This is a genomic window from Pseudomonas sp. R3-57 (assembly GCF_051132065.1).
In the GTDB taxonomy this organism is placed as follows: Bacteria; Pseudomonadota; Gammaproteobacteria; order Pseudomonadales; family Pseudomonadaceae; genus Aquipseudomonas.
Genome location: NZ_CP071655.1, coordinates 20,659 through 36,764 on the forward strand (window position 1 = coordinate 20,659; position 16,106 = coordinate 36,764).

Below are 16,106 nucleotides of genomic sequence, written 5' to 3' on the forward strand. Positions count from 1 at the left end.
TTTTGAATCTCTGTACATCACATAAATACAGGCCTGTAGCGATCTATCCACAGAAAGTATGGTCAGTAAGAATAAACATAAAAACAAAGATTTTATAAATTTCTTTCTTTTTTATTCTTTTAACCGCGAGTTCTCCACAGCTGGTTAAATTTTGTTCAGAGGGTTCTTTAGGAAGGGCGAAGTCCCTATACTTGTCGACCAGGTCCAGAAACCTGAGCTCAAACTATTTCCTGAATGACCTATTAAGCAGGCACGAGGTGCGTGGTGGATTTCCCTTCCCGTTTTGAAGTGATCGTCATCGGCGGCGGTCATGCCGGTACCGAGGCAGCACTGGCCTCAGCACGTATGGGGGCAAAAACCCTGTTGCTGACGCATAACGTGGAAACCCTCGGCGCCATGAGTTGCAACCCGGCCATCGGTGGCATTGGCAAAAGCCATCTGGTCAAGGAAATCGACGCCCTCGGCGGTGCGATGGCCATGGCTACCGACTTGGGTGGTATCCAGTTTCGCGTGTTGAACAGCCGCAAAGGCCCGGCCGTACGGGCGACCCGTGCGCAGGCCGACCGTATTCTGTACAAAGCGGCTGTCCGCGAAATCCTGGAAAACCAGCCGAACCTGTGGATATTTCAACAAGCGGCTGACGACCTGATCGTCGAGCAGGAACAGGTCCGTGGTGTTGTCACGCAAATGGGTCTGCGCTTCTTCGCCGATTCCGTGGTGTTGACCACCGGTACGTTCCTCGGTGGACTTATCCACATCGGTTTACAGAATTTCTCAGGCGGTCGTGCCGGCGATCCGCCGTCGATCGCCCTGGCGCACCGTCTGCGTGAACTGCCACTGCGTGTTGGCCGCTTGAAAACCGGCACACCGCCGCGTATTGATGGCAAGTCTGTGGATTTCTCGGTGATGACCGAGCAGCCAGGCGATACGCCGATCCCGGTGATGTCGTTCATGGGCAACAAAGAGCAGCATCCGCGCCAGGTCAGCTGCTGGATTACCCACACCAATGCCCGTACCCACGAAATCATCGCGGCGAACCTCGATCGTTCACCGATGTATTCCGCTGCCGGGGAAATCGAGGGCATCGGCCCGCGTTACTGCCCGTCGATCGAAGACAAGATCCATCGCTTTGCCGATAAGGAAAGCCATCAGGTGTTCATCGAACCGGAAGGTTTGACCACCCATGAGCTGTACCCGAACGGGATATCCACAAGCTTGCCGTTCGACGTGCAGTTGCAGATCGTGCAATCGATCCGCGGCATGGAAAACGCGCACATCGTGCGTCCGGGTTATGCGATCGAGTACGACTATTTCGATCCACGCGATTTGAAATACAGCCTCGAAACCAAAGTGATTGGCGGCCTGTTCTTTGCTGGCCAGATCAACGGCACCACCGGTTACGAAGAAGCCGGTGCACAAGGTTTGCTCGCTGGCGCCAACGCTGCGCTGCGCGCCAAGGGCAAAGAAGCCTGGTGCCCGCGCCGCGATGAAGCGTATATCGGTGTGTTGGTCGATGACCTGATCACCCTGGGTACCCAAGAGCCGTACCGCATGTTCACTTCTCGCGCCGAGTACCGCCTGATCCTGCGTGAGGACAACGCCGACCTGCGTTTGACCGAAAAAGGCCGCGAGCTCGGTCTGGTCGATGACGCGCGTTGGGCGGCGTTCTGCAAGAAGCGCGAAAGCATCGATCTGGAAGAACAGCGCCTGAAAAGCACCTGGGTACGCCCGAATACGCAACAGGGCGATGCGATTGCCGAGAAATTCGGCACGCCACTGACCCACGAATACAACTTGCTCAACCTCCTGAGCCGACCGGAAATCGATTACGCCGGTCTGGTCGAGGTGACCGGCAACGGCGCCGAAGATCCACAGGTTGCCGAGCAGGTCGAAATCAAGACCAAGTACGCCGGTTACATCGATCGTCAACAGGATGAAATTGCCCGTTTGCGCGCCAGCGAAGACACGAAACTGCCTGTGGATATCGATTACACCAACATTTCCGGTCTCTCCAAGGAGATCCAGAGCAAGCTCGGCGCGACTCGTCCCGAGACGCTCGGCCAGGCTTCGCGGATCCCGGGCGTGACCCCGGCAGCCATTTCGCTGTTGATGATCCATTTGAAAAAACGCGGCGCGGGCCGTCAGTTGGAGCAAAGCGCTTGAGTTCTAAGGTCACTTCGCAACACGCCGAAGAGTTATCCACAGGAGCCCGCGCGCTCGGTGTCGAGCTCACGCAAGCCCAGCATGAGTTGCTGCTGGGTTATCTGGCCCTGTTGATCAAATGGAACCAGGCCTACAACCTCACCGCTGTGCGCGATCCGGACGAAATGGTCTCGCGTCACTTGCTCGATAGTCTGAGCGTGATGTCGTTCATCGAAAACGGCCGCTGGCTCGACGTCGGCAGCGGTGGCGGCATGCCGGGCATCCCGTTGGCGATCCTGTTTCCGGATTCGCAGGTGACCTGCCTGGACAGCAACGGCAAGAAAACCCGCTTCCTGACCCAGGTCAAACTCGAACTCAAGCTGGATAACCTGCAAGTTATCCACAGTCGTGTCGAGGCTTTCCAGCCTGTGCATCCGTTCAACGGGATCATTTCCCGGGCGTTCAGCAGCATGGAAAACTTCAGTAACTGGACTCGCCACCTGGGCGATGCCGATACACGCTGGCTGGCAATGAAGGGCGTTCATCCGGCCGATGAGCTGGTAGCATTGCCGGCAGACTTCAAACTCGATAGCGAACACGCCCTGGCCGTACCCGGTTGCCAAGGCCAACGCCATCTGCTGATACTGCGCCGCACGGCATGATTGGGAACACAAGCAAGAATGGCTAAGGTATTCGCGATAGCGAACCAGAAGGGTGGTGTGGGCAAGACCACCACCTGTATCAACCTCGCAGCATCGCTGGTCGCGACCAAGCGCCGGGTGCTGCTGATCGATCTCGATCCACAGGGCAACGCCACCATGGGTAGCGGTGTGGATAAACACGGCCTGGAAAATTCGGTCTACGACCTGCTGATCGGAGAATGCGATCTGGGCCAGGCCATGCATTTTTCCGAACATGGCGGTTATCAGCTGCTGCCGGCCAACCGCGATCTGACGGCGGCCGAAGTGGTGCTGCTGGAAATGCAGATGAAGGAAAGCCGCCTGCGCAGCGCGCTGGCGCCGATCCGCGACAACTACGATTACATTTTGATCGACTGCCCGCCGTCGCTGTCGATGCTCACGCTGAACGCGCTGGTCGCGTCCGACGGGGTGATCATCCCCATGCAGTGTGAGTATTTCGCGCTCGAAGGCTTGAGCGACCTTGTGGATAACATCAAGCGCATCGCAGAACTGCTGAATCCGAACCTGAAAGTCGAAGGCCTGTTGCGGACGATGTACGACCCGCGCCTGAGCCTGATGAACGATGTGTCGGCGCAGCTCAAGGAACACTTCGGCGAGCAGCTGTACGACACGGTGATTCCGCGCAACATCCGCTTGGCCGAAGCGCCGAGCTACGGCATGCCGGCGCTGGCATACGACAAGCAATCGCGCGGCGCGCTGGCCTATCTGGCCCTGGCGGGCGAGATGGTTCGCCGTCAGCGCAAAAATTCACGCATCGCCGCTGCCCAGCCAACTTAAGGAATCCCCATGGCCGTCAAGAAACGAGGTCTCGGACGTGGACTGGATGCACTGCTGAGCGGTCCGACAGTCAGCGCCCTGGAAGAACAGGCCGCGCAGGCTGATACCCGGGAATTGCAGCATCTGCCGCTGGACCTGCTTCAGCGCGGCAAATACCAGCCGCGCCGGGACATGGATCCGCAGGCGCTTGAAGAACTGGCGTCGTCGATCAAGGCTCAAGGCGTGATGCAACCGATCGTGGTGCGCCCGATTGGCGGCGGCCGCTTCGAGATCATAGCCGGTGAGCGTCGCTGGCGCGCCAGTCAGCAGGCTGGCCAGGAAACCATTCCGGCCATGGTCCGCGATGTGCCTGATGAAACCGCAATCGCCATCGCGCTGATCGAGAACATCCAGCGCGAAGACCTGAGTCCGATTGAAGAGGCCGTGGCCCTGCAACGGCTGCAACAGGAATTTCAGCTGACGCAACAGCAGGTGGCTGAGGCTGTGGGTAAGTCTCGCGTGACTGTGGCTAACCTGTTGCGACTTATTGCATTGCCTGAAGTCATCAAGACCATGCTGTCCCATGGCGATCTGGAAATGGGCCATGCTCGTGCGTTGCTCGGTCTGCCGGACCATCAGCAGGTCGAAGGGGCGCGACATGTTGTCGCACGCGGGCTGACCGTGCGCCAAACTGAGGCACTGGTTCGCCAGTGGTTGAGTGGCAAACCCGAGCCTGTCGAAGCCGCCAAACCCGATCCGGACATCGCCCGCCTCGAGCAGCGCCTGGCCGAGCGCCTAGGCTCTGCGGTGCAGATTCGCCACGGGAAGAAGGGCAAGGGCCAATTGGTGATTGGTTACAACTCGCTCGATGAGCTTCAAGGTGTGCTCGCACACATCCGCTGAAACATTTCCTCATGTAGCGCGCAGTCGGAAATCACTACCTGACAGTTGAATAGGGGCAGAACCGCCCCTATACTCTGCGCGCATTTTGTCGGCACAAATTATGCCAAGTTAGTGAATTCTGGCAGCCGACCATTGGAGAGCAAACGTGATGGAAACCCGCAAGCCAAACCGCCTGCCGTTCCATCGCCTGGCGGTTTTTCCGGTGCTGATGGCTCAATTTGTCGTTTTGCTGATTGCCGCGTTGGCGCTCTGGCAATGGCACGGAGTCGTTGCCGGATACTCGGGACTTTGCGGGGGCCTGATAGCCTTGCTGCCCAATGTTTATTTCGCTCACAGGGCATTTCGGTTTTCCGGCGCCCGAGCAGCCCAGTCCATCGTCCGGTCTTTCTATGCCGGCGAGGCAGGCAAACTGATTTTGACGGCAGTGCTGTTTGCACTGGTGTTTGCAGGTGTGAAGCCACTGGCGCCGATCGCAGTATTCGGCGTGTTCGTGCTGACGCAGTCGGTCAGCTGGTTCGCTCCCCTGCTGATGAGAACAAGACTTTCGAGACCTTAGGGCGTTTGAGGCAACCATGGCAGAAACAACCGCTTCGGGCTATATCCAGCACCACTTGCAGAACCTGACTTTCGGTCAGCTACCCAACGGCGGCTGGGGCTTTGCCCACACCGCAGCAGAGGCCAAGGAAATGGGCTTCTGGGCTTTCCACGTCGATACCCTCGGCTGGTCGGTCGCGCTGGGTCTGATCTTCGTGCTTCTTTTCCGCATGGCGGCGAAGAAGGCAACGTCGGGTCAGCCGGGTGCTTTGCAGAACTTCGTTGAAGTATTGGTCGAATTCGTCGATGGCAGCGTGAAAGACAGCTTCCATGGTCGTAGCCCGGTGATCGCACCGCTGGCACTGACCATCTTCGTCTGGGTGTTCCTGATGAACGCCGTCGACCTGGTACCGGTCGACTGGATTCCTCAACTGGCCATCCTGATCTCCGGCGATGCGCACATCCCGTTCCGCGCCGTGTCGACTACCGACCCGAACGCGACCCTGGGCATGGCGTTCTCGGTTTTCGCACTGATCATTTTCTACAGCATCAAGGTCAAGGGCATCGGCGGCTTCATCGGCGAACTGACCCTGCACCCGTTCGGCAGCAAGAACATCTTCGTTCAAGCACTGCTGATCCCGGTGAACTTCCTGCTGGAATTCGTGACCCTGATTGCCAAGCCGATCTCTCTGGCTCTGCGTCTGTTCGGCAACATGTATGCCGGCGAGCTGGTGTTCATTCTGATCGCTGTGATGTTCGGCAGCGGCCTGCTCTGGCTGAGCGGCCTGGGCGTTGTTCTGCAGTGGGCGTGGGCTGTGTTCCACATCCTGATCATCACGCTGCAGGCGTTCATCTTCATGATGCTGACCATCGTCTATCTGTCGATGGCGCACGAAGAAAACCATTAAGACCAGTCTCGACTAGTCTGATGTCCCTCCCGGTCAAACGGGAGGGGGCTCTTCACAGGGCACCTGAAACGATTTGTTTTACCGCTTTAATCTAAAAAACCTAAACCATACGACGTAAAAGTCGGGAGGAAAGATGGAAACTGTAGTTGGTCTAACCGCTATCGCTGTTGCACTGTTGATCGGCCTGGGCGCACTGGGTACCGCAATTGGTTTCGGCCTGTTGGGCGGCAAGTTCCTGGAAGGCGCAGCGCGTCAGCCAGAAATGGTTCCAATGCTGCAAGTCAAAATGTTCATCGTTGCCGGTCTGCTCGACGCCGTAACCATGATCGGTGTTGGTATCGCGCTGTTCTTCACCTTCGCGAACCCGTTCGTTGGTCAGATCGCTGGCTGATTACCCGGAGTCTTCCGAGTAATCTGGTGTGATGGACAACGTAACTGCGAGGTGTTGGCGTGAACATTAATGCGACCCTGATTGGCCAGTCCGTTGCGTTCCTGATTTTTGTACTGTTCTGCATGAAGTATGTATGGCCTCCGGTCATCGCTGCTCTGCACGAACGTCAAAAGAAGATCGCTGATGGTCTGGACGCTGCCAGCCGTGCAGCTCGCGACCTGGAGTTGGCCCAAGAAAAAGCGGGTCAGCAACTGCGCGAAGCGAAAGCTCAGGCAGCTGAAATCATCGAGCAAGCCAAGAAACGCGGTAACCAGATCGTCGAAGAGGCTGTTGAAAAAGCCCGTATCGACGCTGACCGTGTGAAGGTTCAGGCTCAAGCCGAGATCGAACAGGAACTGAACAGCGTCAAAGACAAGCTGCGTGCCCAAGTGGGCTTGCTGGCTGTTGGCGGCGCCGAGAAGATCCTGGGTGCCACAATCGATCAAAACGCGCACGCAGAGCTGGTTAACCAACTGGCTGCTGAAATCTAAGCGAGGGCGATCATGGCAGAACTGACCACGTTGGCCCGACCTTACGCTAAGGCGGCCTTCGAGCACGCTCAGGCCCACCAGCAACTGGCCAATTGGTCAGCCATGCTCGGCCTGGCAGCAGCGGTGTCGCAAGACGACACCCTGCAGCGCGTGCTCAAGGCCCCGCGACTGACGAGCGCAGAAAAGGCCGCCACGTTCATTGACGTGTGCGGCGACAAGTTTGATGAAAAGGCACGCAACTTCATCAACGTCGTTGCCGAAAACGACCGTCTCCTGCTTCTGCCGGAGATCGCCGCTCTGTTCGACCTGTACAAGGCCGAACAAGAGAAATCGGTAGACGTTGAAGTGACCAGTGCTTTCGCATTGAACCAAGAACAGCAAGACAAACTCGCCAAGGTTCTCAGTGCACGACTCAACCGGGAAGTGCGCCTGCAAGTTGCGGAGGACGCTGCCTTGATTGGTGGTGTCGTGATCCGCGCCGGCGACCTGGTTATCGATGGCTCGATTCGCGGCAAAATCGCGAAACTTGCCGAAGCATTGAAATCTTGAGTTTGAAGGGGCAGCAGAGCAATGCAGCAACTCAATCCTTCCGAAATAAGTGAAATTATCAAGGGCCGCATCGACAAGCTCGATGTGACCTCCCAAGCCCGTAACGAAGGCACTGTCGTCAGCGTATCTGACGGCATCGTGCGGATTCACGGTCTGGCCGACGTCATGTACGGCGAGATGATCGAGTTTCCGGGCGGCGTCTACGGTATGGCCCTCAACCTGGAGCAGGACTCCGTAGGTGCCGTGGTATTGGGCTCCTACCAGTCGCTGGCTGAAGGCATGAGCGCCAAGTGCACCGGCCGCATCCTCGAAGTTCCTGTTGGTAAGGAATTGCTGGGCCGCGTAGTCGATGCACTGGGTAACCCTGTTGACGGCAAAGGTCCACTGGGCAACACCGAGACCGACGCGGTCGAGAAAGTTGCTCCAGGCGTGATTTGGCGTAAGTCGGTAGACCAGCCTGTACAGACTGGCTACAAGGCTGTCGATGCCATGATCCCGGTCGGCCGTGGCCAGCGTGAGCTGATCATCGGTGACCGTCAGATCGGTAAAACCGCTCTGGCGATCGACGCGATCATCAACCAGAAAGACAGCGGCATTTTCTGCGTCTACGTAGCGATCGGTCAGAAGCAGTCGACCATTGCCAACGTGGTTCGCAAGCTGGAAGAAAACGGCGCCCTGGCCAACACGATCATCGTGGCTGCCAGTGCTTCGGAATCTCCTGCGCTGCAATTCCTGGCACCGTACTCCGGTTGCACCATGGGTGAATTCTTCCGCGACCGCGGTGAAGACGCGCTGATCGTTTATGACGATCTGTCCAAGCAGGCAGTGGCTTACCGCCAGATCTCCCTGCTGCTGCGCCGTCCACCAGGCCGTGAAGCTTACCCAGGCGACGTGTTCTATCTCCACTCCCGTCTGCTGGAGCGCGCATCCCGCGTTTCGGAAGAATACGTTGAGAAGTTCACCAACGGCGCAGTGACCGGCAAAACCGGTTCCCTGACCGCACTGCCGATCATCGAAACCCAGGCTGGCGACGTTTCCGCGTTCGTTCCGACCAACGTGATTTCCATCACCGACGGTCAGATCTTCCTGGAATCGGCCATGTTCAACTCGGGCATCCGCCCTGCAGTGAACGCCGGTGTTTCGGTATCCCGTGTGGGTGGTGCCGCTCAGACCAAGATCATCAAGAAGCTTTCCGGTGGTATCCGTACCGCTCTGGCTCAGTACCGTGAACTGGCGGCATTCGCCCAGTTCGCGTCTGACCTGGACGAAGCGACCCGCAAGCAACTTGAGCATGGTCAGCGCGTTACCGAGCTGATGAAGCAGAAGCAATACGCACCAATGTCGATCGCTGACATGGCGCTGTCGCTGTATGCCGCTGAGCGTGGGTTCCTGACTGACATTGAAATCGCCAAGGTCGGCAGCTTCGAACAAGCGCTGATTGCTTTCTTCAACCGCGATCACGCCGATTTGATGGCGAAGATCAACGTTAAAGGTGACTTCAATGACGAAATCGACGCTGGCATGAAAGCCGGTATCGAGAAGTTCAAGGCCACCCAAACCTGGTAAGCCGCAGCGGGAGCCGCGAGGCTCCCGCTTGCTAACCTGATAGGTGTTACATGGCAGGCGCAAAAGAGATTCGCAGTAAGATTGCGAGCATCAAAAGCACGCAAAAGATTACCAGCGCCATGGAAAAAGTGGCGGTCAGCAAAATGCGCAAGGCACAAATGCGCATGGCTGCTAGCCGTCCTTATGCGGAGCGTATCCGCCAGGTAATTGGGCATCTGGCCAACGCCAACCCGGAATACCGCCACCCGTTCATGATCGACCGCGAAATCAAACGCGTCGGTTATGTCGTCGTGAGCAGTGACCGTGGTCTGTGCGGCGGCTTGAACACCAACCTGTTCAAGGCCCTGGTCAAGGACATGGCGGTAAACCGCGAAAACGGCGTCGAGATTGATCTGTGTGTCGTTGGTAGCAAGGGTGCGGCCTTTTTCCGCAACTTCGGCGGTAACGTCGTTGCAGCTATCAGCCACCTGGGTGAAGAGCCGTCGATCAATGATCTGATCGGCAGCGTCAAGGTGATGCTGGATGCCTACCTGGACGGCCGTATTGACCGCCTGTCCGTGGTGTCCAACAAGTTCATCAACACCATGACGCAACAGCCTACCGTGGAGCAATTGATTCCACTGGTGGCCACCCCGGATCAGGATCTCAAGCACCACTGGGACTATCTCTACGAACCGGATGCCAAAGAGCTGCTTGACGGCTTGATGGTCCGTTACGTCGAGTCGCAGGTCTACCAGGCGGTGGTCGAGAACAACGCGGCTGAACAGGCTGCGCGGATGATCGCGATGAAGAACGCTACCGACAACGCCGGTGATTTGATCAGCGATTTGCAGCTGATCTACAACAAGGCGCGTCAGGCTGCGATCACCCAAGAGATCTCGGAAATCGTCGGCGGCGCTGCCGCGGTTTAACGGTTCAAATATTCAGAGGATCCAGCTATGAGTAGCGGACGTATCGTTCAAATCATCGGCGCCGTTATCGACGTGGAATTTCCACGCGACAGCGTACCGAGCATCTACAACGCGCTGACTGTACAAAGCGCGGCCGCAACCACTCTGGAAGTTCAGCAGCAGCTGGGCGACGGCGTGGTTCGTACCATTGCGATGGGTTCCACCGAGGGCTTGAAGCGCGGTCTGGAAGTCAGCGACTCTGGCGCAGCCATCTCCGTACCGGTTGGTAAAGCGACCCTGGGCCGGATCATGGACGTCCTCGGCAACCCGATCGACGAAGCTGGCCCGATCGACACCGAAGAGCGCTGGGGCATTCACCGTCCTGCACCTTCGTTCGCCGAGCAAGCGGGCGGCAACGACCTGCTGGAAACCGGCATCAAGGTTATCGACCTGGTTTGCCCGTTCGCCAAGGGCGGTAAAGTCGGTCTGTTCGGTGGTGCCGGTGTAGGCAAAACCGTAAACATGATGGAACTGATCCGTAACATCGCCATCGAGCACAGCGGTTATTCCGTGTTCGCCGGTGTGGGTGAGCGTACTCGTGAGGGTAACGACTTCTACCACGAGATGAAGGACTCCAACGTTCTGGACAAAGTGGCACTGGTTTACGGTCAGATGAACGAGCCGCCGGGAAACCGTCTGCGCGTAGCCCTGACCGGCCTGACCATGGCCGAGAAGTTCCGTGACGAAGGTAACGACGTTCTGCTGTTCGTCGACAACATCTATCGTTACACCCTCGCCGGTACTGAAGTATCCGCACTGCTGGGCCGTATGCCTTCGGCAGTAGGTTACCAGCCGACCCTGGCTGAAGAGATGGGCGTTCTGCAGGAACGTATCACTTCGACCAAGGAAGGTTCGATCACCTCGATCCAGGCGGTATACGTACCGGCGGACGACTTGACCGACCCGTCGCCAGCGACCACCTTCGCCCACCTGGACGCTACCGTCGTTCTGTCCCGTGACATCGCTTCCCTGGGTATCTACCCGGCGGTAGATCCACTGGATTCGACTTCGCGCCAGCTGGACCCGAACGTGATCGGCCAGGACCACTACGACACCGCTCGCGGCGTTCAGTACGTTCTGCAACGTTACAAAGAGCTGAAGGACATCATCGCGATCCTGGGTATGGACGAGCTGTCGGAAGCCGACAAGCAGTTGGTTAACCGTGCTCGTAAGATCCAGCGCTTCTTGTCGCAGCCGTTCTTCGTGGCTGAAGTCTTCACCGGTGCTTCGGGTAAATACGTTTCCCTGAAAGACACCATTGCTGGCTTCAAAGGCATCCTCAACGGTGACTACGACCACCTGCCAGAACAAGCGTTCTACATGGTTGGCGGCATCGAAGAAGCGATCGAGAAAGCCAAGAAACTGTAATCCCGGCGCCCGGCAACGGGCGCTAATTTAGGTTGAGGCAATCAGATGGCTATGACAGTCCATTGCGATATCGTCAGCGCGGAAGGGGAAATCTTTTCCGGCCTGGTCGAGATGGTGATTGCGCACGGTGCACTGGGTGATCTTGGTATCGCTCTGGGTCACGCGCCGCTGATCACTAATCTCAAGCCGGGTCCGATCCGCCTGATCAAGCAAGGCGGGGAAGCCGAGGTGTACTACATCTCCGGTGGTTTCCTCGAGGTTCAGCCGAACATGGTCAAGGTGCTTGCCGATACTGTGCAACGTGCCGCCGATCTGGATGAAGCTCAGGCTCAGGCAGCTCTCAAGGCTGCGGAGAATGCCCTGAACGAAAAAGGCGCGGACTTCGATTACGGCGCCGCTGCCACACGTCTGGCCGAGGCTGCAGCTCAACTGCGCACCGTCCAGCAGATCCGCAAGAAGTTTGGCGGTTAATCCGTCAGCCGCTTGTTGTGCGATTGATAAAAAAGGGTAGCCTCGGCTACCCTTTTTTCTTTTCCGAATTCCCGAAAACCGGTCGCAGTCGCTGACCACCCAGGATTGGTAGCCAGTCATGTCTCTTGAAATCGTTATCCTCGCGGCCGGCCAAGGCACCCGCATGCGTTCGGCGTTGCCGAAAGTGCTGCACCCGATTGCTGGCAACTCCATGCTGGGTCATGTTATCCACAGCGCCCGTCAGCTGGACCCGCAACGTATTCATGTGGTCATCGGTCACGGCGCCGATGTGGTGCGTGAACGCCTGGCGGCCGACGATCTGAATTTCGTCCTCCAGGACAAGCAACTCGGTACCGGCCACGCCACGGCGCAAGCGGTGCCGTTCATTACTGCCGACACCGTGTTGATCCTTTACGGCGACGTGCCGTTGATCGAAGTCGAAACCCTGCAGCGTTTGCTCAAGCACGTCGTTCCGGGCCAGATGGGTTTGCTCACCGTCGAACTCGACGACCCGACCGGTTATGGTCGCATCGTGCGTGATGCTGACGGTAAGGTGGTCGCCATCGTTGAGCACAAAGACGCCAGCGAAGCCCAACGCGCGATAACCGAAGGCAACACCGGCATTCTCGCCGTGCCGGCCAATCGCCTCGCGGACTGGATGAGTCGCCTGTCGAACAACAACGCCCAGGGCGAGTACTACCTGACCGACGTGATTGAAATGGCGGTCAGCGACGGTCTGGTGGTGGCCACCGAACAACCGCATGACCCGATGGAAGTGCAGGGCGCCAACGATCGCAAGCAACTAGCCGAACTCGAGCGTCATTACCAGCTGCGCGCCGGTCGTCGTCTGATGGCACAAGGTGTGACCCTGCGCGATCCGGCACGTTTTGATGTGCGTGGTGAAGTCACCGTCGGTCGTGACGTGCTGATCGACATCAACGTGATCCTCGAAGGCAAGGTGGTAATCGAAGACGATGTGGTCATCGGCCCGAATTGCGTGATCAAGGACAGCACCCTGCGCAAAGGCGTGGTGATCAAAGCCAACAGCCATATCGAGGGTGCGATTCTTGGTGAAGGCAGCGATGCCGGCCCGTTCGCGCGTCTGCGTCCGGGCACCGTGCTTGAAGCCCGCGCGCATGTGGGTAACTTCGTCGAATTGAAAAACGCTCACATGGGCGAGGGTGCGAAGGCGGGTCACCTGACCTATCTGGGCGATGCCGAAATCGGTGCACGCACCAACATCGGCGCCGGCACCATCACCTGCAACTACGATGGCGCCAACAAGTGGAAAACCGTTTTGGGTGCGGATGTGTTCATCGGCTCGAACAATTCGCTGGTTGCGCCTGTGGATATCTCCAGCGGGGCAACCACGGCGGCCGGTTCGACAATCACGCAAAATGTGGATCACGCGCAGTTGGCTGTCGGTCGGGCGCGGCAGAAAAATATCGATGGCTGGAAGCGGCCGGAAAAAATCAACAAGTCCTGAGTTATCCACAGCCCTCTGACGGGAGCGAGCCTGCTCGCTCCCACACGAATCGCGTCATTTTCTGAATTTTTCTCGCAACGACTTGACGGCTTTGTTTCGATAGGTTTTGATTGCTTACGTTATCTTTCGAATCGAAACTTAAGCCGCCATGTCGAAACGCAACACGCCCCAGCGCCGTCACAACATCCTTTCCCTGCTCAACGAGCGGGGCGAAGTCAGTGTGGATGAACTGGCCAAGCGCTTCGAAACTTCCGAAGTTACGATTCGCAAGGACCTGGCTGCACTCGAAAGCCACGGTCTGTTGCTGCGCCGTTACGGCGGTGCGATCACCATGCCCCAGGAACTGGTCGCGGAAACCGCGCAGAGCGTCTCCAAATACAAACAGGCGATTGCCCGCGCCGCGGTTCAGCGCATCCGCGAACATGCGCGAATCATCATCGACAGCGGCAGTACCACCGCCGCCATGATTCCCGAACTCGGCCAGCAGCCGGGGCTGGTGGTGATGACCAACTCCCTGCATGTCGCCAATGCCTTGTGCGAGCTTGAACACGAGCCCGTGCTGCTGATGACCGGCGGCACCTGGGATCCGCATTCGGAATCCTTTCAGGGTCAGGTCGCCGAGCAGGTACTGCGCTCCTACGACTTCGATCAGCTATTCATTGGTGCCGACGGCATTGATCTAGTGCGCGGGACGACCACCTTCAACGAACTTCTCGGTCTGAGCCGGGTAATGGCTGAAGTGGCGCGCGAAGTCATCGTCATGGTCGAGGCCGACAAGATCGGCCGCAAGATCCCCAACCTGGAGCTGCCATGGAGCAGCGTCCATACCCTCATTACCGACGATCGCCTGTCCGATGAGGCCCGCGATCACCTTCAGGCCCGCGGTATCACCGTGATTAGCGCGGCTGTCAGTCAGGAGAAATAAACATGTGTGGAATTGTCGGCGCAGTGGCAGAACGTAATATCACCGCGATCCTGCTCGAAGGCCTCAAGCGCCTTGAATACCGCGGCTACGATAGCGCCGGTGTGGCGGTGTACACCAACGACGCCAACCTCGAGCGTATGCGCCGGCCGGGTAAGGTCAGCGAGCTCGAAGCGGCGTTGGCTGAACAGCCACTGGTCGGCCGCCTCGGCATTGCCCACACGCGCTGGGCCACCCACGGCGCGCCGTGCGAACGCAACGCCCACCCGCATTTCTCCGGCGACATTGCGGTGGTGCACAACGGCATCATCGAAAACCACGAAACGCTGCGCGAACAACTCAAGGCGCTCGGTTATGTGTTCACCTCTGACACTGACACCGAAGTCATCGCCCACCTGCTGACTGAAAAGCTCAAGCAGCAGCCAGACCTGACCGTTGCGCTCAAAGCCACCGTCAAGGAACTGCACGGCGCATACGGTCTGGCAGTGATCAATGCGCAGCAACCGGATCGTCTGGTCGCTGCGCGCAGTGGCAGTCCATTGGTGGTTGGCCTGGGTCTGGGCGAAAACTTCCTCGCTTCCGATCAACTGGCGCTGCGTCAGGTTACCGACCGCTTCATGTACCTGGAAGAAGGCGATATCGCTGAAATTCAACGCGAGAGCGTGCAGATCTGGGACGTCAACGGTAACGCTGTAGAGCGTCAAATTGTGCAGTACACCGACGGTGCCGAAGCCGCTGACAAAGGCGAGTATCGCCATTACATGCTCAAGGAAATTCACGAGCAGCCGGCGGTGGTGCAGCGCACGCTCGAAGGGCGCATCGGCAGTGATCAGGTACTGGTGCAAGCGTTCGGGCCGCAAGCCGCCGAGCTGTTTGCCAAGGTGCGTAATGTACAGATCGTCGCCTGCGGCACCAGTTATCACGCCGGCATGGTCGCCCGCTACTGGCTCGAAGAACTGGCCGGCATCCCGTGCCAGGTCGAAGTCGCCAGCGAATTCCGTTATCGCAAGGTGGTGGTGCAGCCGGACACGCTGTTCGTGACCATCTCGCAATCTGGCGAAACCGCCGACACCCTCGCCGCACTGCGCAACGCCAAAGAACTGGGCTTCCTCGCCAGCCTGGCGATCTGCAACGTCGGCATCAGTTCGCTGGTGCGCGAATCCGACCTGACCCTGCTGACCCAGGCCGGCCGCGAAATCGGCGTCGCCTCGACCAAAGCCTTCACCACGCAACTGGTCGGCCTGCTGCTGCTGACCCTGTCGCTGGGCCAGGTTCGCGGGACCTTGGCCAAAGGCGTTGAAGCCACGCTGGTCGAAGAACTGCGTCGCTTGCCAACCCGTCTGGGCGAAGCCTTGGCGATGGACAGCACCGTGGAAAAAATCGCCGAACTGTTCGCCGAGAAGAACCACACCTTGTTCCTCGGTCGCGGTGCGCAATTTCCGGTGGCGATGGAAGGCGCCTTGAAACTCAAGGAAATCTCGTACATTCACGCCGAAGCTTACCCGGCCGGCGAGCTCAAACACGGCCCGCTGGCGCTGGTGGATAACGACATGCCGGTGGTCACCGTTGCGCCGAACAACGAACTGCTGGAAAAGCTCAAATCCAATCTGCAGGAAGTCCGCGCCCGTGGCGGCGAATTGATCGTCTTCGCCGACGAAAAAGCCGCAATGACCAACGGCGAAGGCACCCATGTGGTCCAGATGCCGCACATTAACGACATCCTCTCGCCGATCCTTTACACGATCCCGTTGCAGTTACTGTCGTACTACGTCGCGGTGCTCAAAGGCACGGATGTGGATCAGCCGCGCAATCTGGCGAAGTCGGTGACGGTGGAATAAGTTATCCACTGCTAAAAAACAGATTTTCGAGCAATGCCAAAGCCCCTGATTTCAGGGGCTTTTTCTATTTAATGACGTCCACCGAATGCAC

16 protein-coding genes are annotated in these 16,106 nt (G+C 58.1%); all 16 read left to right on the forward strand.

The window, feature by feature from the left end:
- The first annotated feature begins 264 nt into the window (after positions 1–264).
- The 16 genes from mnmG to glmS all read left to right on the forward strand — a co-directional run bounded on the left by mnmG (position 265) and on the right by glmS (position 16,015).
- Entirely contained in the window at positions 265–2,163 is a 1,899-nt protein-coding gene (gene mnmG, locus J3P93_RS00090; protein WP_434594027.1) for a tRNA uridine-5-carboxymethylaminomethyl(34) synthesis enzyme MnmG, read from the forward strand.
- Positions 2,160–2,804: a 16S rRNA (guanine(527)-N(7))-methyltransferase RsmG gene (rsmG, locus tag J3P93_RS00095; protein WP_434594030.1), complete on the forward strand. Its 645-nt coding sequence runs from the start codon at positions 2,160–2,162 to the stop codon at positions 2,802–2,804. Before mnmG ends, rsmG begins: the two co-directional genes overlap by 4 nt.
- Before the next feature lie 18 nt (positions 2,805–2,822).
- Entirely contained in the window at positions 2,823–3,620 is a 798-nt protein-coding gene (locus J3P93_RS00100; RefSeq protein ID WP_203420125.1) for a ParA family protein, read from the forward strand.
- A gap of 9 nt (positions 3,621–3,629) precedes the next feature.
- Positions 3,630–4,502 (forward strand): ParB/RepB/Spo0J family partition protein, encoded by an 873-nt coding sequence (locus J3P93_RS00105; protein WP_332763887.1) that lies wholly within the window; start codon positions 3,630–3,632, stop codon positions 4,500–4,502.
- A 148-nt stretch (positions 4,503–4,650) separates the two neighbouring features.
- The gene (locus J3P93_RS00110; protein WP_090287824.1) at positions 4,651–5,058 is read left to right on the forward strand and encodes a F0F1 ATP synthase subunit I; all 408 of its coding nucleotides are present in this window, start codon (positions 4,651–4,653) and stop codon (positions 5,056–5,058) included.
- A gap of 16 nt (positions 5,059–5,074) precedes the next feature.
- Entirely contained in the window at positions 5,075–5,944 is an 870-nt protein-coding gene (gene atpB / locus J3P93_RS00115; protein ID WP_016772402.1) for a F0F1 ATP synthase subunit A, read from the forward strand.
- Between the two features lie 133 nt (positions 5,945–6,077).
- Positions 6,078–6,335, forward strand: a complete 258-nt coding sequence (atpE, locus tag J3P93_RS00120) for a F0F1 ATP synthase subunit C (RefSeq protein WP_003097235.1) — start codon at positions 6,078–6,080, stop codon at positions 6,333–6,335.
- Positions 6,336–6,394: 59 nt separating this feature from the next.
- Positions 6,395–6,865 (forward strand): F0F1 ATP synthase subunit B, encoded by a 471-nt coding sequence (locus J3P93_RS00125; RefSeq protein ID WP_016772403.1) that lies wholly within the window; start codon positions 6,395–6,397, stop codon positions 6,863–6,865.
- 12 nt (positions 6,866–6,877) lie between these two features.
- Positions 6,878–7,414 carry a F0F1 ATP synthase subunit delta gene (locus tag J3P93_RS00130; protein WP_016772404.1) on the forward strand — a complete coding sequence of 179 codons (537 nt, stop codon included), beginning with the start codon at positions 6,878–6,880 and terminating at the stop codon, positions 7,412–7,414.
- Positions 7,415–7,435: 21 nt separating this feature from the next.
- Complete coding sequence (atpA, locus tag J3P93_RS00135; protein ID WP_016772405.1) at positions 7,436–8,980, forward strand: F0F1 ATP synthase subunit alpha; 1,545 nt, start codon at positions 7,436–7,438, stop codon at positions 8,978–8,980.
- 50 nt (positions 8,981–9,030) lie between these two features.
- Positions 9,031–9,891, forward strand: a complete 861-nt coding sequence (gene atpG, locus J3P93_RS00140; protein WP_007911960.1) for a F0F1 ATP synthase subunit gamma — start codon at positions 9,031–9,033, stop codon at positions 9,889–9,891.
- A 27-nt stretch (positions 9,892–9,918) separates the two neighbouring features.
- Positions 9,919–11,298 (forward strand): F0F1 ATP synthase subunit beta, encoded by a 1,380-nt coding sequence (gene atpD / locus J3P93_RS00145; RefSeq protein WP_090287822.1) that lies wholly within the window; start codon positions 9,919–9,921, stop codon positions 11,296–11,298.
- 45 nt (positions 11,299–11,343) lie between these two features.
- On the forward strand, positions 11,344–11,769 hold the full coding sequence (locus tag J3P93_RS00150; RefSeq protein ID WP_434594039.1) for a F0F1 ATP synthase subunit epsilon: 426 nt from the start codon (positions 11,344–11,346) through the stop codon (positions 11,767–11,769).
- A 118-nt stretch (positions 11,770–11,887) separates the two neighbouring features.
- The gene (gene glmU, locus J3P93_RS00155) at positions 11,888–13,255 is read left to right on the forward strand and encodes a bifunctional UDP-N-acetylglucosamine diphosphorylase/glucosamine-1-phosphate N-acetyltransferase GlmU (protein WP_434594042.1); all 1,368 of its coding nucleotides are present in this window, start codon (positions 11,888–11,890) and stop codon (positions 13,253–13,255) included.
- Between the two features lie 148 nt (positions 13,256–13,403).
- Entirely contained in the window at positions 13,404–14,180 is a 777-nt protein-coding gene (locus tag J3P93_RS00160) for a DeoR/GlpR family DNA-binding transcription regulator (RefSeq protein ID WP_434594045.1), read from the forward strand.
- A 2-nt stretch (positions 14,181–14,182) separates the two neighbouring features.
- Positions 14,183–16,015 carry a glutamine--fructose-6-phosphate transaminase (isomerizing) gene (gene glmS / locus J3P93_RS00165; RefSeq protein WP_434594047.1) on the forward strand — a complete coding sequence of 611 codons (1,833 nt, stop codon included), beginning with the start codon at positions 14,183–14,185 and terminating at the stop codon, positions 16,013–16,015.
- Positions 16,016–16,106: the final 91 nt, after the last annotated feature.

Coding starts and splice junctions, on each gene's coding strand:
- atpG (WP_007911960.1), top strand. CDS start 9,031: ATGGCAGGCGCAAAAGAGATTCGCAGTAAGATTGCGAGCATCAAAAGC.
- J3P93_RS00105 (WP_332763887.1), top strand. CDS start 3,630: ATGGCCGTCAAGAAACGAGGTCTCGGACGTGGACTGGATGCACTGCTG.
- J3P93_RS00130 (WP_016772404.1), top strand. CDS start 6,878: ATGGCAGAACTGACCACGTTGGCCCGACCTTACGCTAAGGCGGCCTTC.
- atpD (WP_090287822.1), top strand. CDS start 9,919: ATGAGTAGCGGACGTATCGTTCAAATCATCGGCGCCGTTATCGACGTG.
- J3P93_RS00100 (WP_203420125.1), top strand. CDS start 2,823: ATGGCTAAGGTATTCGCGATAGCGAACCAGAAGGGTGGTGTGGGCAAG.
- J3P93_RS00110 (WP_090287824.1), top strand. CDS start 4,651: ATGGAAACCCGCAAGCCAAACCGCCTGCCGTTCCATCGCCTGGCGGTT.
- J3P93_RS00150 (WP_434594039.1), top strand. CDS start 11,344: ATGGCTATGACAGTCCATTGCGATATCGTCAGCGCGGAAGGGGAAATC.
- J3P93_RS00160 (WP_434594045.1), top strand. CDS start 13,404: ATGTCGAAACGCAACACGCCCCAGCGCCGTCACAACATCCTTTCCCTG.
- glmU (WP_434594042.1), top strand. CDS start 11,888: ATGTCTCTTGAAATCGTTATCCTCGCGGCCGGCCAAGGCACCCGCATG.
- glmS (WP_434594047.1), top strand. CDS start 14,183: ATGTGTGGAATTGTCGGCGCAGTGGCAGAACGTAATATCACCGCGATC.
- atpB (WP_016772402.1), top strand. CDS start 5,075: ATGGCAGAAACAACCGCTTCGGGCTATATCCAGCACCACTTGCAGAAC.
- atpE (WP_003097235.1), top strand. CDS start 6,078: ATGGAAACTGTAGTTGGTCTAACCGCTATCGCTGTTGCACTGTTGATC.
- atpA (WP_016772405.1), top strand. CDS start 7,436: ATGCAGCAACTCAATCCTTCCGAAATAAGTGAAATTATCAAGGGCCGC.